23 protein-coding genes are annotated in these 21290 nt (G+C 55.9%); 10 read left to right on the forward strand and 13 right to left on the reverse strand.

What is annotated here, in order from left to right; genetic code table 11:
* Positions 1–152: 152 nt before the first annotated feature.
* From argC to D3F01_RS05625, 9 genes are all read right to left on the reverse strand, one after another.
* Complete coding sequence (gene argC / locus D3F01_RS05585) at positions 153–1088, reverse strand: N-acetyl-gamma-glutamyl-phosphate reductase (RefSeq protein WP_242886638.1); 936 nt, start codon at positions 1086–1088, stop codon at positions 153–155.
* The gene (argH, locus tag D3F01_RS05590) at positions 1085–2485 is read right to left on the reverse strand and encodes an argininosuccinate lyase (protein WP_242886641.1); all 1401 of its coding nucleotides are present in this window, start codon (positions 2483–2485) and stop codon (positions 1085–1087) included. Before argH ends, argC begins: the two co-directional genes overlap by 4 nt.
* A gap of 353 nt (positions 2486–2838) precedes the next feature.
* Entirely contained in the window at positions 2839–4074 is a 1236-nt protein-coding gene (locus D3F01_RS05595) for an argininosuccinate synthase (protein WP_005928879.1), read from the reverse strand.
* A gap of 270 nt (positions 4075–4344) precedes the next feature.
* Positions 4345–5193, reverse strand: coding sequence for a GNAT family N-acetyltransferase (locus D3F01_RS05600; RefSeq protein WP_242886644.1), 849 nt, complete (start codon positions 5191–5193; stop codon positions 4345–4347).
* A gap of 1 nt (position 5194) precedes the next feature.
* Positions 5195–6022, reverse strand: a complete 828-nt coding sequence (locus D3F01_RS05605; RefSeq protein WP_005928891.1) for an MYG1 family protein — start codon at positions 6020–6022, stop codon at positions 5195–5197.
* 120 nt (positions 6023–6142) lie between these two features.
* On the reverse strand, positions 6143–7516 hold the full coding sequence (locus D3F01_RS05610; RefSeq protein WP_242886647.1) for a carbamoylphosphate synthase large subunit: 1374 nt from the start codon (positions 7514–7516) through the stop codon (positions 6143–6145).
* Between the two features lie 18 nt (positions 7517–7534).
* On the reverse strand, positions 7535–8287 hold the full coding sequence (locus D3F01_RS05615) for an alpha/beta hydrolase-fold protein (RefSeq protein ID WP_035393214.1): 753 nt from the start codon (positions 8285–8287) through the stop codon (positions 7535–7537).
* Between the two features lie 93 nt (positions 8288–8380).
* A complete protein-coding gene (locus D3F01_RS05620; protein WP_097769825.1) occupies positions 8381–9148 on the reverse strand; it encodes an alpha/beta hydrolase-fold protein in 768 nt (255 codons plus the stop codon).
* Positions 9149–9310: 162 nt separating this feature from the next.
* A complete protein-coding gene (locus tag D3F01_RS05625; RefSeq protein WP_156062429.1) occupies positions 9311–10390 on the reverse strand; it encodes a branched-chain amino acid aminotransferase in 1080 nt (359 codons plus the stop codon).
* A 327-nt stretch (positions 10391–10717) separates the two neighbouring features.
* Between D3F01_RS05625 and D3F01_RS05630 the strand changes: the two genes are divergently transcribed.
* Both D3F01_RS05630 and D3F01_RS05635 read left to right on the forward strand, forming a co-directional pair.
* The gene (locus D3F01_RS05630) at positions 10718–11371 is read left to right on the forward strand and encodes an HAD family phosphatase (RefSeq protein WP_242886650.1); all 654 of its coding nucleotides are present in this window, start codon (positions 10718–10720) and stop codon (positions 11369–11371) included.
* Between the two features lie 96 nt (positions 11372–11467).
* The gene (locus tag D3F01_RS05635) at positions 11468–11863 is read left to right on the forward strand and encodes a NifB/NifX family molybdenum-iron cluster-binding protein (protein WP_117476608.1); all 396 of its coding nucleotides are present in this window, start codon (positions 11468–11470) and stop codon (positions 11861–11863) included.
* Positions 11864–11989: 126 nt separating this feature from the next.
* Here the strand turns inward: D3F01_RS05635 and D3F01_RS05640 are convergent, their stop codons facing one another.
* The 3 genes from D3F01_RS05640 to D3F01_RS05650 all read right to left on the reverse strand — a co-directional run bounded on the left by D3F01_RS05640 (position 11990) and on the right by D3F01_RS05650 (position 15702).
* Positions 11990–12934 (reverse strand): LysR family transcriptional regulator, encoded by a 945-nt coding sequence (locus D3F01_RS05640; RefSeq protein ID WP_097769829.1) that lies wholly within the window; start codon positions 12932–12934, stop codon positions 11990–11992.
* Positions 12935–13615: 681 nt separating this feature from the next.
* Entirely contained in the window at positions 13616–15046 is a 1431-nt protein-coding gene (locus D3F01_RS05645; protein WP_242886666.1) for a site-specific integrase, read from the reverse strand.
* Between the two features lie 29 nt (positions 15047–15075).
* Positions 15076–15702 (reverse strand): helix-turn-helix transcriptional regulator, encoded by a 627-nt coding sequence (locus tag D3F01_RS05650; RefSeq protein ID WP_179860538.1) that lies wholly within the window; start codon positions 15700–15702, stop codon positions 15076–15078.
* 162 nt (positions 15703–15864) lie between these two features.
* Here D3F01_RS05650 and D3F01_RS05655 point away from each other — a divergent pair, with 162 nt between their 5' ends.
* From D3F01_RS05655 to D3F01_RS05690, 8 genes are all read left to right on the forward strand, one after another.
* Complete coding sequence (locus tag D3F01_RS05655) at positions 15865–16062, forward strand: hypothetical protein (protein WP_242886670.1); 198 nt, start codon at positions 15865–15867, stop codon at positions 16060–16062.
* Between the two features lie 347 nt (positions 16063–16409).
* Positions 16410–16619 (forward strand): helix-turn-helix domain-containing protein, encoded by a 210-nt coding sequence (locus D3F01_RS05660; RefSeq protein WP_242886959.1) that lies wholly within the window; start codon positions 16410–16412, stop codon positions 16617–16619.
* A gap of 4 nt (positions 16620–16623) precedes the next feature.
* Positions 16624–17394 (forward strand): DnaD domain protein, encoded by a 771-nt coding sequence (locus tag D3F01_RS05665; RefSeq protein WP_242886674.1) that lies wholly within the window; start codon positions 16624–16626, stop codon positions 17392–17394.
* A complete protein-coding gene (locus D3F01_RS05670; RefSeq protein WP_242886677.1) occupies positions 17391–18587 on the forward strand; it encodes a DnaB-like helicase C-terminal domain-containing protein in 1197 nt (398 codons plus the stop codon). The genes D3F01_RS05665 and D3F01_RS05670 overlap by 4 nt, the downstream gene beginning before the upstream one ends.
* Positions 18588–18593: 6 nt before the next feature.
* A complete protein-coding gene (locus tag D3F01_RS05675) occupies positions 18594–18761 on the forward strand; it encodes a hypothetical protein (protein WP_179860536.1) in 168 nt (55 codons plus the stop codon).
* Between the two features lie 33 nt (positions 18762–18794).
* A complete protein-coding gene (locus D3F01_RS05680) occupies positions 18795–18980 on the forward strand; it encodes a hypothetical protein (protein ID WP_242886680.1) in 186 nt (61 codons plus the stop codon).
* A 380-nt stretch (positions 18981–19360) separates the two neighbouring features.
* Complete coding sequence (locus tag D3F01_RS05685; protein ID WP_097785182.1) at positions 19361–19573, forward strand: hypothetical protein; 213 nt, start codon at positions 19361–19363, stop codon at positions 19571–19573.
* A 176-nt stretch (positions 19574–19749) separates the two neighbouring features.
* Complete coding sequence (locus tag D3F01_RS05690; RefSeq protein ID WP_242886697.1) at positions 19750–19950, forward strand: hypothetical protein; 201 nt, start codon at positions 19750–19752, stop codon at positions 19948–19950.
* Between the two features lie 492 nt (positions 19951–20442).
* On the opposite strand, the gene dinD is transcribed toward D3F01_RS05690, so the two are convergent.
* On the reverse strand, positions 20443–21285 hold the full coding sequence (gene dinD, locus D3F01_RS05695) for a DNA damage-inducible protein D (protein ID WP_347567993.1): 843 nt from the start codon (positions 21283–21285) through the stop codon (positions 20443–20445).
* Positions 21286–21290: the final 5 nt, after the last annotated feature.

A 21290-nucleotide genomic window follows, 5' to 3' on the forward strand; every position in this document is an offset into this window, starting at 1 on the left:
CTTCAGCATCCTCACCCTCTCCGTCAGCGCTAACGCGCTGCCACCTCCCCCAAAGTGGGAGGCCTTGGCATTCCCCGCAGAGTTTGCGGTTTTGTCAAAAGCTCTCCCTTCGGGAGAGCTGGGCGCGAAGCGGCCTGAGAGGGTGAGCCATTTCACTCCAACCCTTTGGTCTCTTCAAAACCGAGCATCAGATTCATACACTGGACTGCCGCGCCGGACGAGCCCTTGCCCAGATTATCGAACAGGGAGACCAGCATCATCTGATCCCCGGCAGCGTTCACGGTCAGGTACAGCTCCATGCGGTCGGTACCGGCCATGGCGTTGGAATACAGGCCGTTCTCGGGCAGCGGCTCGTTCAGGGCGTGCACCTTGATGGTGGCGGCATCCCTGTAATACTCCGCCAGCCCTGCGGCCACCTTTTCGGCACCGCCCCAGACCGGCTGGAAGGGCACCAGCACCTGCATCCCGCTGTAATAATCGCAGACCACAGGCACAAAGGCGGGCGGGTTTGCCAGCCCGCTGATCTTCTGCATCTCGGGCAGATGCTTATGGGCAAGGCTCAGACCGTAGCTCTTGGGTGCATCCAGCTTGCTGTGGGCCGGACGATCGGGGCTTTCGTAATCGGCGATCATCTTTTTGCCGCCGCCGGAATAGCCGGAGATGCCGGTGCAGCTGAACGGATAATCCGCCGGGGCAAGGCCCAGCTCCACCAGCGGGCGGGCAATGCTGATAAAGCCGCTGGCATAACAGCCGGGCACCGCCACACGGTAAGAGTTTTTGATCTTTTCCTTCTGGCCCGCCAACTCCGGGAAGCCGTAGTCCCATGCAGCATCCGTGCGGAAGGCCGTAGAGGTATCCAGCACCTTGACATCCGGGCGGAGCAGGGGCATGACCTCTTTGGAAGCGGCATCCGGCAGGCAGAGGAAAGCGAGGTCGGCAGAATTGATGACCTTTGCCCGCTCGTTCACATCCTTGCGGCCCTCCTCGGAAATGGAGAGCAGTTCAATTTCGGGCCGGGCGGCCAGACGGTCGGCAATGCGCAGACCCGTGGTGCCTGCGGAGCCGTCGATAAAGACCTTTACGCTCATGCGTTGTTCGCCTCCCATGCGGCCAGCTGGTCCATGGCCAGCCGGATCTGGTTGTTGACGCTTGCCTCGCTGGGGCCGCCGTAGCTGGTGCGGCCCTCACAGCATTTGATGAGGTCGATGGCATCATAGATATCGTTCTCGAACAGGGCGCTGTAGCCCTTGAACTCGTCAAGAGTCAGTTCCTCCAGGGTCTTATCCTTTGCGATGCAGTCGGAGACCATGCAGCCGGTCAGCTTGTAGGCATCCCGGAAGGGCATCCCCTTCTTGGTCAGGTAGTCGGCGCAGTCGGTGGCATTGATAAAGCCCTTGGCGGCAGCGCGGCGCATGTTGGCAGGCAGGGTCTTCATGGTGTCCAGCATGGGGGTGACGGTCTTGAGGCACAGCTCCAGCGTATCCACTGCATCGAAGATGGCTTCCTTGTCCTCCTGCATATCCTTGTTGTAAGCCAGTGGAATGCCCTTCATCATCACCAGCAGGGTGTTCAGGTCACCGTAGACGCGGCCGGTCTTGCCGCGGATCAGCTCGGTGACATCGGGGTTCTTCTTCTGGGGCATAATGGAGGAGCCGGTGGTAAAGGCATCGTCCAGCTCGATAAACTTGAACTCCCAGCTGCACCAGAGGATGATCTCCTCGGAAAGGCGGGACAGGTGCATCATGCAGATGGAGATGGCGTTGGCCAGCTCGATGCAGAAGTCACGGTCAGAAACGCCGTCCAGGCTGTTGGCACAGGGTGCGGCAAAGCCCAGCTTTTCGGCGGTGAACTGACGATCCAGCGGGTAGGTGGTACCGGCCAGAGCGCCGGAGCCCAGTGGGCACTGGGCATCCATGCGGGCGGTGGCATCCTCAAAGCGCTGCAGGTCGCGCAGGAGCATGGAGGCGTAGGCCATCAGCGCATGACCAAAGGTGATGGGCTGGGCGCGCTGCAGGTGGGTGTAGCCGGGCATGACAGCGGTGGTATTCTCCGCCGCCTTGCTGCAGATGACCTTGATGAGCTCCACGATGTAAGCCTGCAGGGTGTGGCTGTAGTCCCGCAGGGTCAGGCGGATATCCAGCGCCACCTGATCGTTGCGGCTGCGGCCGGTGTGCAGGCGCTTGCCTGCATCGCCGATGCGGGCGGTCAGGGTCTGCTCCACAAAGGTATGCACATCCTCGGCGTTGGGGTCGATCTCCAACGCACCGCTTGCCAGATCGTCGGCAATGGAGGCCAGCCCGCTGAGGATATCCTCGCAGTCTTTTTCGGAGATGATGCCCTGCTTGGCCAGCATAGCGGCGTGGACCCCGCTGCCGCGCATATCCTGCGCGATCATCCGCTGGTCAAAGCGGATGGAGGAGTTGAAGTCATTGACGCGCGAATCGACCGCCTTGGAGAAGCGGCCCTTCCAGAGTTGTTCTGCCATAATATTCTTCCTTTTCTGATAGGCGGCTCGCCCTCTCCGTCATTGCTTGCGCAATGCCACCTCTCCCAAAGGGAGAGGCTCTGGCGCAACCGAGAACTTCACGGCTTGACCGGAAACTTTGCCGTTATGCCAAGGGCTCTCCCTTTGGGAGAGCTGTCACCGTAGGTGACTGAGAGGGCGAGGATGTTTATCTTGTAAATAAAAACAGCTAAAAACGGCAAAGCCGCCGCAGGGGAAAACGCTCCTGCGGCGGTGCCGCCGGCAACTATGCCGGTTTTGGAACTCCGTTGTGAAAGTGTAGAAAACACACCGGAGAGAAAATTGGCTTTGTGTGATCCCGGTGGATCAGCCGCTTAGTCCTCGATCTTCGGCCAGCTCTTGGACAGCTTTGCGCGCTCCTTGATGGACAGGCCGAACAGGTTGATGAAGCCTGCTGCATCTGCCTGGTTGTAATCCTCGTCCTCACCAAAGGAAGCAGTCTGCTCATCATACAGGGTGAACGGAGAGGTGACACCGGCGTTGATCATGTTGCCCTTGTACAGCTTCAGCTTCACATCGCCAGTCACGGTCTTTGCCAGACTGTTGGCAAAAGCATCCAGAGCCTCACGCAGCGGGGTGAACCACTGGCCGTTGTAGACGATGTCGGCATACTTCTGAGCCAGCTGCTCCTTGAGGTGTGCGCTCTCCTTGTCCAGGGTGATGGTCTCCAGAACATTGATGGCCTTGTACAGGATGGCACCGCCGGGGGTCTCGTACACGCCGCGGCTCTTCATGCCCACCAGACGGTTCTCCACGATATCCAGCAGGCCGATGCCGTTCTCGCCGCCCAGCTTGTTCAGGTACTCCACCAGCTCCACAGCGCCCATCTCCTTGCCATCCACGGCAGTGGGAACGCCCTTTTCAAAGTGAATGGTCACATAGGTCGGGGTGTCGGGAGCCTGCTCGGGGCTGACACCCAGCTCCAGGAAACCGGGGTGGTTGTACTGGGGCTCGTTGGCGGGGCTCTCCAGATCCAGACCTTCGTGGCTCAGATGCCACAGGTTCTTGTCCTTGGAGTAGTTGGTCTCGCGGTTGATCTTCAGGGGGATGTGGTGAGCCTCGGCGTAGTCGATCTCCTCGTCACGGCTCTTGATGTCCCACTCACGCCAGGGAGCAATGATGGCCATATCGGGGCACAGGGCCTTGAGGGTCAGCTCAAAACGCACCTGATCGTTGCCCTTGCCGGTGCAGCCGTGGCAGATGGCATCTGCGCCTTCCTTGATGGCGATATCGGCCAGAGCCTTGGCGATGCAGGGGCGTGCAAAGCTGGTGCCCAGCAGGTAGTCCTCGTACTTTGCACCGAACTTCAGGGTGGGGAAGATGTAGTTCTCCACAAAGTCCTTCTTCAGATCCAGAACGTACAGCTTGGAAGCGCCGGTAGCCTTGGCCTTTTCCTCCAGGCCGTCCAGCTCGGTGCCCTGACCCACGTCACCGGAAACGGCGACGACTTCGCAGTTGTTGTAGTTTTCCTTCAGCCAGGGAATGATGATGGAGGTATCCAGCCCACCGGAGTATGCCAGCACGACTTTTTTGATGTTTTCCTTTTTCATAATAAACGCGCTCCTTTTAATAAAAATACACTTTTGTACCCTGATGCGCACTTTCCCTTCGCATCCTCTGTCTTTGATTCGCGGTTGATGCTTTTATTATACGCAGCGCGGCTTTTCCGTCAATGCTGAAAACTGCCAAACATGCCGCGCATTTGCGGCAGGATTTGTTACACTTTGTATGTTTATGCAATACTTTACGTTTATATTCAAATTTTATGCAGCCAAAATGTATATATGAAATGCAAAAAAGCGCCCCGAAGGACGCTTTCTTTATGCCTGGTATCTTCCCAGGATCTCCTCCACCTGTTCCTGTGTCAGCAGGTGGGTGGGCTCCGGCTTTTCATTGCCCCTGCGCAGGGGCAGCCACCAGGTGGACAGGCCCAGCCAGCCGAACTTATAGGCGGTGTGGGGCTCACGGCCCACGCAGGTGAAGCCCAGGCGGGCATGGATACGCTCACTGGCGGGGTTGGGGTCTGCCACAAGGGCGTAGACATTCCAGTAACCCATCCCGTCCAGAATATCCAGCAGGGCGCGGTAGAGGGTATCCCCCACACCAAAGCCCCGGGCATCGGGGGCACAGTAGATGGTGCTCTCCACAGCCCAGTCGTAGGCCTCCCGGGGGTGGTAGCGGTGGGCGCAGGCGTAGCCCAGCAGTTTACCGTCCCCATCCCGGGCCAGCAGCAGAGGGATCAGCGCACGGGTGCTTTCCACCCAGTCCTCATACTCCGGCAGGGAAGAGGGCGTTACCTGAAAGGTTGCCGTGTGGTGCAGGACATACCAGTTGTAGATGTCCAGGATCTCCGCCGCATCGGCCCGGGTGGCCAGCGAAAGCCGGGGCAGGTTCTTCTCAGCCCATTCGGCGCACAGGGTTTCCTTCTGCGCCTTGGTCAGCTTTTTCAGGGCTGCTTCCCGGCGCAGGGCGGCAGATTTGTCTGTGCACCGTTCCAGATACGCGAACCGCTGTGCCCCCAGCGCACGGGTGCACTTGGCTCCCTTCCCGCTCTTGTGGGCGTGCAGGCGGCTGGCCGGGTCATTTGTCCAGCCCGTGTAGAGCTGGCCCCCGGCGCAGCGCACCATATAGACATAGGCCCGCTCTTCTTTTTCCGTTTCCGCCGCCATGTTACAGTCTCCCGTTGTTTTTCAGCACCTGACGGCAGGCGGCCAGCGCCGTCTCCTTATCCTTTGCGGTGATGAGGAACCGGCTGGCGTGGCAGAAGCTGATGCCCTCGATGCCGCTCTTCTGCTCAATGACCTCCTGCGGCTGGCCCGCCCAGCTCTGGGGGAAGGGCAGCTTCGGCTTTTTGGTCTTGTGGTCGGTCACGCACTGGGCACTCCACCCGCCGCGCTGGCTGGGGTAGATGACGAAAAGGGCATCGGTCTTGTACAGGCCATTCTTCCAGGGCAGGTAGCAGGGCAGGATCACGATGCCGTCCCGGGAATTCTTATAGGCCTGCTGCACTTTCTCGTCGGCGCGGTTCACAGCGTTCGCGCTCTCGATCTGGTTTTCCAGGATCTGCTTTGCCACAGCCACCGCCTTGAAGAAGCAGGTGTCCTGATCCTCCTTGGAATCCCACACCGGGTTGAAGAAGCCGATGGCATCGCACAGGCTGTTCTGCTCGCCGGTGTTGTCGTTCAGATCAAGGGGCTGGATAAAGTTTTCATCGATGAGCCGGGCCTGACGCTCCCCCACCAGCCCCGGGCCCAGCACCCGCCACAGCAGGCCGAAGGCCGCATATGGGATGCCGTTGGCGCGGTACTCTCGGGGCTCCTGATGGTGATCGAACATGCCAAAGCCGATATCATACACGATGCCGTCGAAATCGTCCGGCACCACAAAGCCGCGGGTGATCCTGATGTCCGGCCGGATGATCTGCAGCAGCGCCGTTGCAAATACGTCGTCCGCATGGAACTTGCCGGCGTGGGTAAATCCGTTTGCAGGAATTTTCATAACAGCAATACCTCGTTCTCTTTCTTTGGGAACAGTATATCACATTCTGAAGCAGGGGACAATAAAACCCCGGAACACGGAGTTTTCTTCCTTGTCTCGGGGCTGTTCTCTGGCTTCTGGTCACTTTCTCTTCCGTGCTGTCTTTGTAACGGCGCGGGTGGGAGTCTTGGTCACAGCCGTGGTGGGCTTCACGGCGGGGGAGAGGTTCGGCTTTTCGGTGAGGGCGGCGGTGGTGGGCTCGCCCAGTGCCAGCACCTCGGCCAGTTCCTTCTGCACCTTTGCGTTGATGGGGTCATTCACAGCCAGAACATCGGAGTAGAACTGCTCCATCTCTTCGCGGGTGGAGAAGGTTGCAACGTACATCTGGTTGCCCATGGCACCGGACAGAGCCTCGGGGATGCGGTCCACCATCCGCATATTCTTCTGGTACTTCTGCATGATCTGCTCATGGCTGTACACAAAGTTCTTGCCATCGCGGCGGCCCGCAAAGGGGCAGTAGTAGTGCTCGCCCACCGGCATATCCGTGCCGCCGAAGGCGATCATATCTGCCCAGATCTTGTACACGTTGGTGGAGCGGGCAAAGTTGATCATATCCGGGGTAAAGCCGCCGCAGGGGCGCATATTGACCTCCAGTGCCACGAGCTGGCCCTTTTTGCCCATGCTGGCCTGATCCTCGGTCATGCGGAAGAACTCAAAGTGGACGAATCGGCTCTTCACGCCAAAGCTCTTGACGGCGGCACGTCCGGCGGCGCGGGTATCCTCGGGCAGGTCCTTGATGATATAGTAAATGGAGTTATCGTTGTCGTTGACGATGTCCATGATGGACACCGGGCTGACGTTGCCCGCCTCAAAGATGGGGTTGCCGCTGCCGTCAATGATGGCATCGTAGCTGTTGACCTCGGCGTGGACGAACTCCTCCATGATGTAGGCGAGGTCGGGGTGATAGGTGCTCTTGTAGAGCAGGAAGCGCTTCAGTTCCTCATCGCTGGACAGCTTATGGGTATCGGAGGCACCCACACCGTTGTCCGGCTTGACCACCACCGGATAGCCCACCTCGTTGATGAACTTCCTGCAGCCCTCCAGGTCGTCCACCATGTGGTAACGTGCGGTGGCGATGCCGGCCTTCTGGTAATACTCCTTCATCTTGCTCTTGTACTTGATGCGGGGCATATCCTCGGTCTGGAAGCCGGACTTGATGTTGAAGTCCGTGCGCAGGGCCGCATCCCGCTCCAGCCAGTACTCGTTGTTGGATTCCAGCCAATCGATGCGGCCATACTTGAAGGCGAAGAACGCCACCGCCCGGTAGACCTCGTCATAATTCTCCAGACTGCCGACCTTATAGTATTCGTTCAGGCTGTCTTTCAGCTCTGGCTTCAGCTCATCATAGGGCTGGTCACCGATGCCCAGCACGTTCATGCCGTCGTTTTTCAGCTCCCGGCAGAACTGCCAGTAGTTGGTGGGGAAATTGGGGGAGATAAAGATAAAGTTCTGCATAGCTTGATGATTCCTCTTTTATCCAAGAATATAAGGCATATAATATACGACCTGCTGATACCACCAATCCCAGTCGTGCTTGACATCATAGCCCCACAGGTCCACCCAGACAGGGATGCCCTTCTGCTCAAAGATCTGCTTGAGCTGCCGGGTGGTATCGGGCTGCTCCCAAGCGCCCTGACCGCAGCAGATAACCGCCTTCCTGCTGCGGTAGAGATCCATATAGGGGTGATCGGTGGGGAAGTTGGCCATATAGTCCACGGGGGAGTTCTGGTAGACCACCTCGTCCATGTAATCGCCAAAGCCGTATTTTGCGGTGTAGATGCCGCTGAGGGCCAGACAACCATCGAAAAGATAGGGGAACCGCAGGTAGAGGTTGACGGCATGGGTCGCGCCCAGGCTGCAGCCAAAGGCGATCACGCCGGGGAGGCCGTCCCAGCCGTTGCGCTCCTTGGCGATATACTGGATCTTGGGCACGACTTCCTCCACGATGTAGCGGATCCACTGCTCATAGCGGCGGATCCGCCAGTAGGGGTCGCCGTTGGTGTCGGACCAGGTCTCCTGATCGATGGTGTCGATGGAGATGACCATGATCTGCCCGGATTCGATCCACGGTGCCAGCGTACCGGCCATGTGGAAGTCCTCAAAGTCGAAGAAACGGCCATCCTGACAGGGGATAAAGAGCATGGGGCGGCCTGCGTGGCCGTAGACCTTGCATTCCATCTCCCGGCCCAGTGCGGGGCTGTAATCCTTGAAGTATTGTGTTTCCATGTAGTTTCCCTCCTCTATATAAAAAACCTCTCCGGCGCTCCGCTTGGCTCTCCTATCAGGAGAGGAGACATCCCGAAGGGATGACGGAAAGGTTCAGTCCAACTCGTACATCAAAGTATGGAACACGAACGGCAGCTGCTTTTCCCAGCTGGCTTCGCTGTGGGTGCCGCCGGGCACCAGGCGGCTGGTCAGGTGGATGCCCCGGACCATGATCTTGCTGCACATCTCGGCAAATTCCCTGCGCATTCCCTCGTGGCTGCCCATCTCCTGGGAACCGTAGTCCATGTAGAGCACCGTGCCGGGCTCCAGCTTTGCGCGGCCCACCAGACCGCTGAGCTTTTCAGGAGACACCCAGATCGACGGCGACAGGGCTGCCGCGCGGCTGAAGGTATCGTTATACTGCAGCAGGGCGTACAGGCTCATCAGGCCGCCCATGGAGCTGCCGCCAATGAACGTGTGCTCCCGGTCCGGCAGGGTGCGGAAATTGTGGTCAATGAAGGGCTTGAACCGGTGGATGAACCAGCTCATGGTCGCCTGCCCCTTGCCGTCAAAGTGGCCATAGGTCGGGTCATCAAAGCGGTAGGGCGAATACTCCACAAGGCGCTCATTGTTGGGGCCTGCATTGCACTCCACTGCCGCCACGATGAGCGGGGTATCGGTGTAGTCCAGATAATCCGCCACGCCCCAGCTCTTGCCGTAGGTGGCATCCGCATCAAAGAACACATTCTGGCCGTCGAACATATACAGCACCGGATACCGGCGCTCCGGGTCTGCTTCGTACATGGTGGGCAGGTAGACATACACCCGGCGCTGCTCCACACCGTTCACCGCAGGATAGCTGACGCTCCATTTTTTGACCATATTCCAGTTCCCTCTCGTTTCTGTTTTTCTGCACATAGTCTAGCACTGTGCAGGCGGAAAAGCAATCGGGAGACAAAACCATGATACGGCAAACGCCGCCCGGCGGCATTCCCACCCGGCGGCGTTTGCAAAAATTCTGAACAGAGAGAAGCGCGGGAAGGATCAGTACTTTTTCTCAACCGGAACGATCCAGCCCTTGGTATCGGGGATCTTGCCCCACTGCATCCCGGTCATGGTGTCGTACAGCTTCTGGGTCACAGGGCCGATCTTGCCATCGCCAATGTAGGCGTGCTCGCCCTTCCAGACCAGCTCCTTGACAGGGGAGACGACTGCGGCGGTACCAGTGCCGAAGACCTCTTCCAGCTTGCCCTCACGGGCGGCCTGCATGATGTCCGCAATGGCCAGCTTGCCCTCGATGACATCATAGCCCCAATCCTTCAGCAGCTCGATGCAGCTGCGGCGGGTAACGCCGGGCAGAACGGTGCCGACGGTTGCAGCAGTGTAGACCTTGCCGTCGATCTTGAACATGATGTTCATGCTGCCGACTTCCTCAACGTACTTCTTCTCCACGCCGTCCAGCCACAGCACCTGTGCGTAGCCCTGCTCCTCGGCCAGCTCACCGGCCTTGATGGAAGCAGCGTAGTTGCCGCCGCACTTGGTGAAGCCGGTCAGGCCGGGAGCGGCACGGATGTATTCATCCTCAACGTAGATGCGGACGGGGTTGATGCCCTCGGCGTAGTAAGCGCCGGAGGGAGCACAGATGATGCAGAAGATATAGTGCTTGGAAGCGTGCACGCCCAGACCCACATCGTTTGCAAAAACGAAGGGACGGATGTACAGGGAAGCGCCATCGGTGTGGGGCACCCAGTCTCGCTCCACATCCACCAGAGCCTCAACAGCCTGCACAAAATCCTCCTCCGGGATCTTGGGGATGCACAGACGGTCGGCGGAATCCTGGAAACGCTTTGCGTTGCAATCAGGGCGGAACAGCTGAATGGTGTCATCCGCGGTGCGGTAAGCCTTCATGCCCTCAAAGATCTCCTGCGCATAGTGGAACACCACCGTGGCCGGGTCCAGCGGGAAGGGTGCATAGGGGACGATGCGGGCATCGTGCCAGCCCTCGCCCTCGGTATAATCCATCACAAACATGTGGTCGGTAAATTTCTTGCCGAAGCCCAGCTTGGTCTCGTCCTGGGGCTTCTCCTTGGGAGAAGTGGTACGAGTGATCTTGATATCCAACATGATATATTTCCCTCTTTTCTGATCTCACACAGCAGATTTTGCGCGGCACGCGCCCGCACCTGAAATGCCGAATGTTGTTTTCTATTATAGTAGTATGAGCCGGATTTGCAAGGAAACGCAAAATCTTTCATGTTTGGGGGCTGTAAGTTGTCGCAAATTGTGATAGAATGAAAACATAAGCCCTCTCAGTCAACGCCGATGGCGTTGCCAGCTCCCCCAAAGGGGGAGCCCATTGCGGCTTTTAGATTTTGGTTTTGCGAAAACTTTTCTCAAGAGGCGGCATTGCAAAGCAATGACGGAGAGGGTTATAATAAAAGGAGTTCTACCATGATCAACGGCGTGATTTTTGATATGGACGGCCTGATGTTCGACACCGAGCGGATGTGGGCCACTTTCTGGGAACCGGCGCTGGCGGCGCTGGGTCTGGAGTACAAGGAAGGCCTTGCCGAGGCTGAACGCGGCACGGCAGGCGAAACTTCCCGTAACATCGTGCGGCAGTTCTACGGAGAGGACTGCGATGCCAACGCCATCATCGACAGCCTGCACCGGGTGGCCGATGAGGAGTTCCAGAAACCGGTGCCCAAAAAGCCGGGGCTGGACGAGCTGCTGGCCTGGCTGGATGCCAACCACATCCCCATGGCGGTGGCATCCTCCAGCCGGGTCCATGTCATCGAGGGCAACCTGAACAACTGGGGCCTGACCCACTACTTCAAGGCGCTGGTATCCGGCCAGCAGGTCAAGCACTCCAAGCCCGACCCGGAGATCTTCCTGCTGGCGGCGGAAAAGCTGGGCACCGACCCCGCCCACACGCTGGTGCTGGAGGACAGCTACAACGGTGTCCGTGCCAGTGCCGCCGGCGGTTTTGTCACCGTCATGGTGCCCGATCTGCTCCCCGCCGACGATGAGATGCGCGGCCTGTACACCATGGAATGCGCCAGCCTGAACGAGGTGCTGGACAAACTGAAAACGGGAGAACTGTAATTAAGGGAAAGCTCCGAAAAAGAGTTCCCTGTTCCGGTGTTTTATTGTCTCTCGCGTTATGTTATAATAAAAGAAAAGAAAAAAGGAGACATTCCCATGAAGATCGCAGTTCCTTATGAAAACGGTATGGTATTCCAGCACTTCGGCCACACGGCAGAGTTCAAGTTCTACGAAGTCGAAAACGGACAGGTGACGGCCAGCGAGGTCGTTTCCACCAACGGGCAGGGCCACGGCGCACTGGTGGGCTTTCTGGCCCAGCACAATGCCAATGTGGTGTTCTGCGGCGGCATCGGCCCCGGGGCACAGAACGCCCTTGCACAGGCAGGCATCCAGCTGTTTGGCGGGATCAGCGGCCCGGCAGACGCGGCAGTTGCGGACTATCTGGCCGGAAAGCTCCGCTTTGACCCCAACGCCCATTGTGACCACCACGACCACGGCGAGGGCCACCATTGCGGTGAACATCATTGCGGCGGGCACTCCTGCGGCCAGTAACCCATAACATCACAAAACCCCGGAGCGATGCATCACAGCAAACGTTCCGGGGTCATTTTATGCCTTAGAAGAACCGGCAGAAGCCGGGGCAGTGCCGCGAACACTCGGCCTCATCTTGACAGCATTTTATTGGGACACAAAAGAGATGCTCTCGGTCTGCTTCGATGCGGCCGGGCGGGGCGGGTCTGCCTTGGTCAGCATCTGCTGGAATTTCCGCGCCGCTGTGTTCAACGGGCGGTGGCGGTCGTAAACAAGGCAGATCGAACGGGTCGGGATGATCTCCTGCAGGTGGAGCTGCACCAGCTCGCCCCGCTCCAGGCTATCCCTCGCCATGGGTTCCGGCACAAAGGCAAGGCCCAGCTCGCTTTTGACCAGCGTGAGCATCTGGTCGGTGGTGGCGGCTTCCGTATCCGGCTTGAGGACCGCGCCGTGATCCAGGAAGAACTGCCGGTACAGGCTGCGGGTCACGCTCTCGTCGCTGAGGGAGATGAGGGGATAGCTGCGCAGCTCCTTCAGGGTCAGGCTCTGACTTGCCAGCGCGGTGAAGGTCCTGCCACCCACCAGCACCTCGTAAAACGGCTTCAGCTCCACCATTTTCAGCCCCGACTCGATCTCCGCCGGGGTGCTCACAATGGCAAAGTCCACCTCGCCGTTCTTCACGGCCTGCACCGCCTGCGGGGTGGAGTGGTTCGAGATGCGCAGCCGGATGCCGGGATATTCGGTGTGGAAATCCCGCAGCTTTTTGGAAAGATAAATGTTGAGCGCCGTCTCGGTGGCGCTGATGCTGATGGTTCCGTGCTCCAGCGTGGCACTGGCGCTCAGTTCCTCTTCGGCATCCTGGATCTGCACCGCCGCCGAAGCAATGCGGGAGTAGAGCATCTCGCCTTCCGGTGTCAGGGTCACACCCCGGTTGGAGCGGATGAACAGCACGCAGTTCAGCTGGCTTTCCAGCCGGTTCATCGAGTGGGTGATATTGGGCTGGTTGTTGCCCAGAACCCGCGCGGCCTTGGTAAAGTTCTGATACTTCGCCACATAATAGAATATCTTGTAATACTCCCAATCCACATACATGATATGCCTGCCTCCTCCATGTAAAAATCGCATTTCTGCCTTGTGCAGAATACTTTTTGCACATTCTTTCCCTGCCCGTATCATAACAACTGCAATCGAAAATTGCAAGAGGAAATTGAAAAATAGTACACCTATCAGGACGAGCACGGCAAGAGCTGCGACAAATGGGAGAGCTTTCCCACCAAAGAGGAGGCGGTGAAACGCCAGAAGCAGATCGAACATGCCGACCCGGAAATGAAGGCAAAGCTGCGCTTAGCACTGCTCACCTGATGCAAAAAAGGGCACTGATTGCAATGCAATACAGCGCCCTACATAATCGGACATGGATAACACCGACCGTGCAGAAACCGTGCAGCCATGGCTTACAAAACAAAAAAGCCATGGAATCTTTCGATTTCACGGCATTTTCTGGTGCGATGGAAGTGACTCGAACCCCCGGCCTACTGATTCGTAGAGAGCCTTTATATGAGTTTCGGCGTTTTCGGTCATTGAAGTTTATATAGATTCATCGTTATTTTTGTGTTTGTTCATGCATGGTCGTTTCACTTCTTTTCGATTCGATAAGGCACAAATAAGGCACATTCCAGAGGACATATCATCCCATAAAACGGACACCATGAAAAAGTCAAAAAGCAGACGGCTCACGAGGGCGGCAGAAACGCCCCTGTGAGCCGTCTTTTGTTATGCGTGGGTCTTTTCCTTGATACGACTAAAAACGTCCGTCAGCGCGTCCGCTGCCGCCGCATCGCTGGAACGGATGAACCCGGCGTAAATATCCGTGGTGGTGCTGGTCTTTGCATGGCCAAGTCTGCCCGAAACCGTTGTAACAGGCACATGAGCCGCTATCAGCAAGCTGGCGTTGGTGTGGCGCAGGCTGTGGAAGTGAACCGCCGGGAGATCATGGGCGGCCAGAAAGCCCGGAAACCACGATGTAACCGCGTTGGGGTCGAACGGCTGGCCGTTCCAGCGAGTGAACAGCAGGTCGTTGTCAACCGTCTTGCCGTTCTCGATTTCCACCCTGCGCACCCATTCGGAGCCGACCTTGAACCGTTCGGCCTTCTGGTGCTGGCGATACTCCCGCAGCAGCTGCACACATTCCGAGCCTATCTTGATGCACCGCCGGGAACGCTTTGTCTTGGGGGCCGTGAACACCGTGCCGCGCCCGGCGATGTTCTGCACTGTCCTGTTAATGGAGATCACCCCGGCGGCAAGGTCAATGTCTGACCAGCGCAGGGCGCAGATTTCGCCCCGCCGTGCGCCGGTGAGCAGGGCAAGCTGTGTGATAACGCTGTACTGTGCTGGCGCGTCCTGCAGGGCTTCCAGCAGCTTTGCCACATCATCTTCCTGCAAGGCTTCCACTTCGATTTCTGCCGCTTTGGGGGCTTCTGTACGCTGGCAGGGGTTTTCATCAATCAGCTGCCACTTGACCGCCTTTGTGAACACGCTGGACAGGAAGCGGTGATAGTGCAGCTGAGTGTTACCGCCCAGCTTGCCACCCTCTTTGACGTTCTCGGTGAACGCCTTGGACAGGGGCAGCCCGGCGGCATCGGCTACCTTCTCAGCGGTTTTCCGGCTGACAGGCTTGCCGCTGCACAGGCCGCGCATGGTTTCTTCACCTATCCCGGCGGCTTCCCGCACCTTTGCCCGCTTGCCCTTGGGGAGCAGCTTCAGCAGGGCCGCCGTAGCCGTGTAGGTGGAATCCTGCCGCACTCCATCTTCAGACAGGTTTGCATAGAACGCCATGAGGTGCGCCGGCCGGATCTGATTTACCTTCAGGTGACCCAGTGCCGCCGACACTCTCGGAACCAGCTTTCTGTACTCGGCGGCTGTCTTGGGCTTGAGCTGCTTATCTGCGTACTCTGTGAACCAGCGTGCTATCAGCTCATCCAGCTTCATGGACGCATCCAACGAAATGCCGCTGTGGACTTCCTGTTCAAAGGCATCTGCCTGCCGTTGCAGCTCTTTTTCCAGCTTCTTCCCGGTCAGACCCGGCGATGGGGTGAAGGTGCGGTTTACCAGCACCTGACGGCCCTGCCGATCATAGCCGTTGGAGACCCGGATGCAGTAGGAGCAGGTGCCGTCCTTCTTTGTGCGCTTTATGATTTTCGCCATACTGTTTTCCTCGCATCAGCATCTCTGCTTTACAGATTTTCTATATCCACCTCAACAGACAGTTCTTTCAGTTTTTCATGCTTCAGATGCTTCATATAGTCTTCGACCGCTCTTGATGCTCTGAACAGGCAAAGTTCCATATCTGACGAATCAGCATCTCTTAAATCCAATTCCGCCTCCCCTTTCAACAGTTCCTCTGCTTCATGCACCTGTTCTTCAGTTGCTTTCAAGTAAAGATAAATGCTATTTACAATTTGGTGCAAACAGCTTTCATCTGAAAGCATATCAGACAATATTTTCTTTTGACTTCTATCATAACACTCAAACATTTCCGAATCTTTGAGTGCCAAAATCGCATTTTCCGTCAGTCCCGTATAATCAGCAACCGCCCTTAAATCTGTGTCTACCGTTTGGGCTTCCGTCAAACCCAGCAGGTAATCCGCTGATACACCAAAATACTTGGCAAGCTTCGCAATGGAATCCCCTCGTGGGGTCTTATTTCCGTTTTGCCAATCTGACAGGACACCAAGCGACACATCCAAATCCTTTGCCACAGCCCGAAGATTCTGTCCCGTTTCTTTCTTTCTCTTTTCAATGATTTCTCTTAGTCTGTTTCCAAAATCTTCGTTTATATTTCGCTTTTCCTCTACTGCCACAGCTATTCGCCTCCGTTTGTTCCGTTTTAGAGAACTTCATTGACTTTTGTTCTCCAAAAGTTTATAATTACATCAACGAGAACAGCAACAAGGCTTGTTCACCCAAAATTATATCTTGTTGACGTTTTATTGTCAACGTCAACGAGAAGAAAGGTTGATATTATGTTAAAACAGGCACAGTCAAACAAAGACATCCGGGAGGCCGCTGCATCGGCTGGCGTTTTTCTCTGGCAGGTTGCCGAGGCTATCGGTGTGACCGATGGAACTTTTTCCAGAAAACTCCGCCGGGAGCTTCCCGATGATGATAAGGCCGTAATCCTCCAAATCATTCAGCAGCTTAGTTCTTCGGCCAAGTCATAATCGCTTTCATTCATTGTATTGATGAATCAATTTCATCAATATTTTTTGATATGCAAAATCAGCAGCATTTATCCATAAATCAGGTAGGCATCCCTCTGTGAATCTATTGCAAAACAAGGTAATCCGTTGCAAAGCATGACACGGGATATCACCAGATGACACCAGATGGATTTTGACGCAAAGGACTTCATTTCAACAATGGTTCATGGCATCAAATTTCAATCGAATTTTGGCGGTATTGCATTATTTTTCAATTTGTGCTTTACTGCTGACACGGCATCAAGAATCAACTTTCAAGCAACACCAAGGAGGTGTATCGAGTGGGAGATTTAATCCGATACCCGGTCATGAAAACCGTGAAGGACGCCGCCGCAATCTACGGTCTACCGCCGACCTATATTCGGACCCTCTGCCGGACAGGCAAGATCAGGTACGTTGTGGCCGGTCACCGTTGGCTCGTGAATATGAACAGCTTGGCCCAGTATTTTGAGCGAGGCGATCCAGTCCCGGCGGAACAGGGTGAAGCTGTGGGCGGTATCCGCCGGGTGGCGAGGTAAGCGAATGGCTGTAAAACGAATGTTCTCAAGTTCAGTGACTGAAACAGACAGCTTTCTGGAATTGCCACTGAAATCGCAGGCCCTGTACTTTCATCTTGGTATGCAGGGTGATGATGATGGGTTTGTAGCAAACCCCCGCGCCATTATCCGTTCTATTGGCTGTACCGCTCGTGATTTGAAGCCCTTGGAAACCGCCGGATATGTCATTTCTTTCCCTTCAAAAGTGCTCGTTATCACCGATTGGAAAGCCAACAACAATTTACGCAATGACAGATACAAACCAACTGCGTTTCAAAACGAACTTGCGCAGCTTGAAGAAAGTGCGAATAAACGTTATATTTTGGCAAACCTTGGTATACCAACTGGCAACCAAATGGATACCATTGGTATACCATCTGACAACCAAGTGACAACCCAGCATAGCATAGCAGAGCATAGCTCAGGAAGAAGTTGTAAGAAAGCCGCCACAACAGCAGCTCGGACAGATTCAGACCTTGCTCAGATCGTACAGCATTTTCAGGCCGAGATAGGCGAGTTTCCCCGCTCTGCGCTGGACAAGCTACAACGCTACCGGGAAGCGTTTTCAACTGAGCTGATTTGCAAGGCCATTGATGAAGCCGCAGAAAACGGCGTGAGAAAGTGGCGCTATGTTGACGGCATTCTGAAAGGCTGGCAGGCTGATGGGGTGCGCACATTGGGCGATGTAGAAGCCCGCCGGGAGGCCCGGCGGAAGCCTGAACCGCCGCAGGAAAAGAAAATGGAGGTACTAACATGAACACACACAAAATTTTACTGGGTGCCCTGCTCATAAAGCCCGACCTAGCACCCTATTCTCTGCCAGAGCTGGAAATCGAATATTTCCCGGCGGATCTTCAACCAGTATTCGCCGCCCTGTCTGGCTTTTGGAATGCGACCGGGAAGCTGGACGCTGTGGAGGCTTGTGCCCGATACCCTGAGCAGAGCACGGCCATTGTGGAATGCGCACAGGCGTGTGAAGCAGAATGCATCCGCATCACCCGTGAAACCGTGGAGAGCTGGACGCAGCTCATTCGAGAACAGGCCGCCTTGACCCAGTTCCAGAGTTTGGCCCTTCAGGCAGGCAGCAGCCTGACCACCTTTGCAGACCTACCCGACTTGTACAGCAAAATGGGCGAAGCCTTGACTCTTGACCGGGAGGATCAGGATTTTAAGCCTATCGGGGATCTGGTAGACAACTATGTCCGCAAGTTGAATGAAAAGCCAAAGTACATCCCCAGCGGTATCTCGGTGCTGGACAAGCACCTGCATTTGTCGCCCGGTAACCTGTTCATCATCGGCGGCAGACCCAGCGCAGGCAAAACGGCTTTATCCTTGCAGATGGCTTGTGAGATGGCCCGGCGAGGGCTGAGAGTGTGTTATTTCTCGCTGGAAACCGGCCCGGACACTCTTGCCGCCCGCATCATCGCAAACCGTCTGGCGGTCCCACTGGCCGATGTAAAAGCCAAGACCGTTCCACAGTCTGACCTTGATAGTCTTGCAGATTTGCACAAGCTGCCGCTGTTCATCCGCTCTGCATCCGGCAAGGGCACGGGATGGATCAAGGCACAGGCCCAGCGAATGAAAGCACAGGTTATTTTTATCGATTATTTGCAGCTGCTAACCGTCAGCAAGGCAAAAGACCGATACCAGCAAATCACCAGCATTTCCATCGCCCTACACGAACTGGCACAGACCACAGGAATACTTGTGGTAGCTCTGGCCCAGCTGAACCGCAACGCTGCACACGCATCCCCCAGCACCGCCGATCTGAAGGAATCCGGCCAGCTGGAACAGGATGCAGACGCTATTTTGCTCCTGTCTGCTGACAAGGAAGAGTATCAAGCCATTCTGGCCAAGAATAAGGAAGGCAAAATTGGCGAAATTCCCTTGACCTTCGACAAGACCCGCCAGCGCTTTCTCGCCGTCACGAGTGAACTGGAAGGGAGGTGAACACACATGAAGCACAGTCAGAACAAACCGCGCCGCCGGGAACCGTACCACTATGACGCAAGCGGTGCACAGTATATCGCCTGCATCGAAACCGCCTTGCAGCACGGCCAGAGCATCCCGGTGCACGTTTTGCAGCTGGTCTACCATATGCTGCTGCCGTATATGCACAACTAAGCCACTTACCACACTTAACAACAGGAGGCACAGATGAATACCAACATCCATGTCAACGTGGACGAGATCCCGCCGGAGGTCGCAGAGCGAATCGGTCGAGTTTTCCTCGAATACCATAAGCGGTTCCAACAGGATCCGAAGCTCATGGCCGAGTTGGAAGCATACCGAGCCGCACGTCATCTGAACCATAAAGGCAGCGAGAGCGAGGCAACCACATGAGCAATCCCAATTCCGGCACACCGCAGCAACCCGGCAACGCCCCGCCGCAGGGTATCACACAAGAGTATGTTGCACAGTTGGTCCGTTGCCTTTATGCAGCTGTACGCTTGTATCCTCGCTCTACCCGGCGGGTATGAGGCTCTGCAAGCCGCCCAAGATATCATCACCTCGGACGCAAAACGGCCGGCAAACAGCATCGTCTTTCCGTTCCGGCAAACAAAGGGCAGACCATAGGGCAAAACAAAAGGCCGCCATGCAAGCAGCGAACTCGCAAGGCAGCCAAGCGGGAGCGATTGACAGACCACATCCCGCAGCCATTCTATCACACCCGGCAGCCCACCTCAAGCCCGGCGGCCCACTAATGCAAGGAGGACAGCTACATGAAAATCATCATCGCCATCAACGGCCACGGCCTCCGCTGGCACGTCTGCAACGCAATCGCCAAAGGTATCGTTGCTGAACTCTCTGCCAAAGATGGGAAGTATTACAGCCTCGAAGGTGCACGAGTAATGGTTGAAGGGGTTCCGACCCGGCGGCTATTCGTCCTCTTTGCAAAGTTTGTGCTCCTCCGCCCCATCCGGCGCACACCCTAAGCCCCCTCAAGGTACTGTGAACGGGTACCCTAGCCCTTAGCGGGTTCGATGACCCCTGTTGTGAGCTAGTCTTATAGGAAAATTTTGACCGTTTCGTTACGCATCCTGCACCCGGCCCTATATCCTCTTTGCACCCGCTGATGAAACAAACAAAGGATATTTCAGGAGGTAAGACTATGGGCAATGATATTCACATTCATCTTGACGAAATCCCCCCGGAAGTTGCTGACACTCTAGCGCGTGGCTGTCTGCGGCTCTATTATCAGATCATCGCCATGCCAAACGGACGAGAACTGCTGGATGATGCATGGGAAAAATATCAGCAGCGGAAGAAAGCTGAAGCTGCAACCCCATCTGCTGATAGCAGTTCCGAATAACCTACACCCCGCCGGGCGAGGCGTAACGCACTAGACTTTGTTCCAAAGTCCGTGTGCCCTTTCAGGGGGCTTTTAGCACTTGCAAGCAGTGCTTTTGTACGCACAAAGCCTTGCAAGCAATGTCTTTGTCTATACAAAGCCCTCTTGCCTTGCAAGAACTTGTTGGGCAGCATCCCAAACCCTTTAACCGTGCAGCACCCGCCGAGAGCTGCACTTCAGCCACACGATTCTGTTGACCTCAACAAAATCGCTGCATGACAAAGCCCCCAGACCACGACAGCGCGCGTCTGAGGGCTTTTCTTGTTGCTTGTTGGTAGATTATTGCGGCGGCTCTATCCGCGCTCTGGCAGCCCCGGCGGGCTATTACGCTGCACAATCTGGGAAGTTCACAACGGTGATATCTGCAATGGCCTTTTGAAACCGAGCGGGGTGACACTTCCCACATCTCCGAACGATGGGCGACGGCTGCCTGTTCTGTCCTCCGGTTTTTGGTTATTTAAGTGCGTCCTTGCCTTTTGCCAGTTTCTTTTCTTCCGACTTCAACCTGCGCTCCAGCTTTTTAATATCCTCTTCAGGTGGAAGTTCTTCAGGACGAATGCCACGATCCAGCAACATATTGCGAACGCTGGTATTGTTTTGAACGTGTTCCCGAGTAATAGAGCTTTCCCCTTGAAGGTCTTTTTGTTCAACGTTAAGATTCGTCATTTCCGTTGCAAGGTTCTTTGCTGCCAGCGTAACAGGCGGGAGAACATCCGCAAGCGGCCCGCTCTTCACTCCATACTGCACCTTCATTTCCTCGGTAGACCGACCACCAAACAATGCGCTGTCGCCTTTTGAGCGAATCCGTGCAAAGCCACGATCATCTACGCCGCGTTCATAAATATTTTGAGACAGCCGCTTTTCGGAAGTGCGTAACTGCTGGCGCTGCTGCACCCTGTTCAAGTCGGAAATGCGTTGTTCTAGCAATTCCTGTTTGCGTGTCTGCAAGGCAAAATATGCCTGTGCAAAAGCAATCTCAGGTTTTCGAGGATCACCGTTCTGAGCAATCAGATAGCAGGCATAGCGAATCAACATCACATCAGCAATATCCTTTGTTCCGCCATTCGGCATGGGGGATGTTTTCGTGACGTCACGAAAACATTCATCTACATCCCGCCCACTTGTTGCACAGGATACCTTTGCTTTTTCGATAGCGTTCACAAAGTTTTCCCAACGAGTATATCCAAGCGCACGTTGGAGTTCTCGCGCATACCAGAACTCTATTCCATCTTCTGTAACATGTACAATCTGATCAAACGTGTTTTTTAGCTGTTCAACCTGATTAGAATCCATCATTTTTC

Origin of the sequence: Faecalibacterium sp. BCRC 81149, assembly GCF_022750605.1 — a bacterium.
Taxonomy (GTDB): Bacteria; Bacillota; Clostridia; order Oscillospirales; family Ruminococcaceae; genus Faecalibacterium; species Faecalibacterium duncaniae.

Excerpts from the sequence above, each read along its gene's own strand:
- argC (WP_242886638.1), bottom strand. The coding sequence starts at position 1,088 with ATGAGCGTAAAGGTCTTTATCGACGGCTCCGCAGGCACCACGGGTCTG.
- argH (WP_242886641.1), bottom strand. The coding sequence starts at position 2,485 with ATGGCAGAACAACTCTGGAAGGGCCGCTTCTCCAAGGCGGTCGATTCG.
- D3F01_RS05595 (WP_005928879.1), bottom strand. The coding sequence starts at position 4,074 with ATGAAAAAGGAAAACATCAAAAAAGTCGTGCTGGCATACTCCGGTGGG.
- D3F01_RS05600 (WP_242886644.1), bottom strand. The coding sequence starts at position 5,193 with ATGGCGGCGGAAACGGAAAAAGAAGAGCGGGCCTATGTCTATATGGTG.
- D3F01_RS05605 (WP_005928891.1), bottom strand. The coding sequence starts at position 6,022 with ATGAAAATTCCTGCAAACGGATTTACCCACGCCGGCAAGTTCCATGCG.
- D3F01_RS05610 (WP_242886647.1), bottom strand. The coding sequence starts at position 7,516 with ATGCAGAACTTTATCTTTATCTCCCCCAATTTCCCCACCAACTACTGG.
- D3F01_RS05615 (WP_035393214.1), bottom strand. The coding sequence starts at position 8,287 with ATGGAAACACAATACTTCAAGGATTACAGCCCCGCACTGGGCCGGGAG.
- D3F01_RS05620 (WP_097769825.1), bottom strand. The coding sequence starts at position 9,148 with ATGGTCAAAAAATGGAGCGTCAGCTATCCTGCGGTGAACGGTGTGGAG.
- D3F01_RS05625 (WP_156062429.1), bottom strand. The coding sequence starts at position 10,390 with ATGTTGGATATCAAGATCACTCGTACCACTTCTCCCAAGGAGAAGCCC.
- D3F01_RS05630 (WP_242886650.1), top strand. The coding sequence starts at position 10,718 with ATGATCAACGGCGTGATTTTTGATATGGACGGCCTGATGTTCGACACC.
- D3F01_RS05635 (WP_117476608.1), top strand. The coding sequence starts at position 11,468 with ATGAAGATCGCAGTTCCTTATGAAAACGGTATGGTATTCCAGCACTTC.
- D3F01_RS05640 (WP_097769829.1), bottom strand. The coding sequence starts at position 12,934 with ATGTATGTGGATTGGGAGTATTACAAGATATTCTATTATGTGGCGAAG.
- D3F01_RS05645 (WP_242886666.1), bottom strand. The coding sequence starts at position 15,046 with ATGGCGAAAATCATAAAGCGCACAAAGAAGGACGGCACCTGCTCCTAC.
- D3F01_RS05655 (WP_242886670.1), top strand. The coding sequence starts at position 15,865 with ATGTTAAAACAGGCACAGTCAAACAAAGACATCCGGGAGGCCGCTGCA.
- D3F01_RS05660 (WP_242886959.1), top strand. The coding sequence starts at position 16,410 with ATGAAAACCGTGAAGGACGCCGCCGCAATCTACGGTCTACCGCCGACC.
- D3F01_RS05665 (WP_242886674.1), top strand. The coding sequence starts at position 16,624 with ATGGCTGTAAAACGAATGTTCTCAAGTTCAGTGACTGAAACAGACAGC.
- D3F01_RS05670 (WP_242886677.1), top strand. The coding sequence starts at position 17,391 with ATGAACACACACAAAATTTTACTGGGTGCCCTGCTCATAAAGCCCGAC.
- D3F01_RS05675 (WP_179860536.1), top strand. The coding sequence starts at position 18,594 with ATGAAGCACAGTCAGAACAAACCGCGCCGCCGGGAACCGTACCACTAT.
- D3F01_RS05680 (WP_242886680.1), top strand. The coding sequence starts at position 18,795 with ATGAATACCAACATCCATGTCAACGTGGACGAGATCCCGCCGGAGGTC.
- D3F01_RS05685 (WP_097785182.1), top strand. The coding sequence starts at position 19,361 with ATGAAAATCATCATCGCCATCAACGGCCACGGCCTCCGCTGGCACGTC.
- D3F01_RS05690 (WP_242886697.1), top strand. The coding sequence starts at position 19,750 with ATGGGCAATGATATTCACATTCATCTTGACGAAATCCCCCCGGAAGTT.
- dinD (WP_347567993.1), bottom strand. The coding sequence starts at position 21,285 with ATGATGGATTCTAATCAGGTTGAACAGCTAAAAAACACGTTTGATCAG.